1 protein-coding gene is annotated in these 1318 nt (G+C 42.9%); it reads right to left on the reverse strand.

The features are described from left to right. A partial coding sequence (glnL, locus tag A3738_RS08870) for a nitrogen regulation protein NR(II) (protein ID WP_068763539.1) occupies nt 1-1016 on the reverse strand: 1016 nt, incomplete at its 3' end. Nucleotides 1017-1318: the final 302 nt, after the last annotated feature.

A 1318-nucleotide genomic window follows, 5' to 3' on the forward strand; every position in this document is an offset into this window, starting at 1 on the left:
TCTACTAAACCATTATGTTTGGTAAAAATACTTTGTGTGATTGACAGTCCAAGGCCCGTGCCTTCAGCGCGACCGCTAATCATTGGGTAGAAAATGTTCTGAATGAAGTTTTTATCAATGCCGGGACCATTATCGATAAGCTCGATACGAGCAACGATTCGATGGCGTGTTTGACCAATCGTAAATTGTCTTAGCGCACGCGTACGAATAGTGATACTCGCGTCTTCACCAGATTGCGCTTGCGGCTCTAATGCTTGCAGCGCATTTTTTGCGATATTTAGGAAGCCTTGAATGAGTTGGCTTTTATCTCCTTGTATCTCAGGAATACTTGGGTCGTAGTCTTTGACGATGCGAATTGCATTACCTGACTCGGCTCGAATGAGCGCACATACGCGCTCCAAGATTTCGTGCACGTTAAGAGGGCTCAGATTGAGCGCTTTGTGGGTGCCTAACATGCGGTCCACAAGATCACGTAAACGATCCGTTTCTTCTATGATTACCTGCGTATACTCGCTTTGCTCATCGCTTAGTTCCGATGACAGGAGCTGTGCCGCACCACGAATTCCTCCAAGAGGATTCTTGATTTCATGTGCAAGGCCTCTAATGAGGATTTTCGCTGTTTCTTGATTTTCTTGTAGCTGTTCTTCTCGGCTGATTCTAAGTAATCGATCTTTTGCTTGTATCTCAACAAGTAAACAAGGCGCATTATTAGCGATCAGACTAGAAACAGTGCAGTCAACGAGAATGTGTTCGCCATTTAATAAGGTCATCTTACATTCGCGTTGAGTGTAAGAGTGCCCCGTTTTAAGGATCTCTTTCATCTCGTCGATGAGATTACTTTCAATGTCACTAAATAGTTCAGGAAATTTCGCGGCTTCCAAGCGTTTTTGGCTTACTTGGGTCAACATTTCAGCAGCAGGGTTGTAATCAAGCACCGTCAAGTCTTCCGCTAAAACGAGAACGGATGTCGATAGGTTGTCTAGGATCACTGATTGCTGAATGTTTTGGTTTTTCATTCGTCTTTTCTGGCTTTATATGATGGTTTCGCACCGTTTAAGACAACTAGCAATAATTAAACCATTTGCGGTGCATTCATTTTGATAAGAGCTAAGTTATTGAATTTACCAAGATTGTTATTCTGTTAATCGCTCGATAACAATCCTTCGCACTTGAGGAGAGCACAATGAAGATTTTACATGCACCATGGTGGTGCATCAAGAGTTTAGTTTAGCTTTGAAGGTCGGTGCATTGTGAAAGATATGGAGGAGGATTTGATGATTTTACCGCTAGCATCGCTAATCTGAACGCTAAGTTGGTG

This window comes from Oleiphilus sp. HI0066 (genome assembly GCF_001635725.1).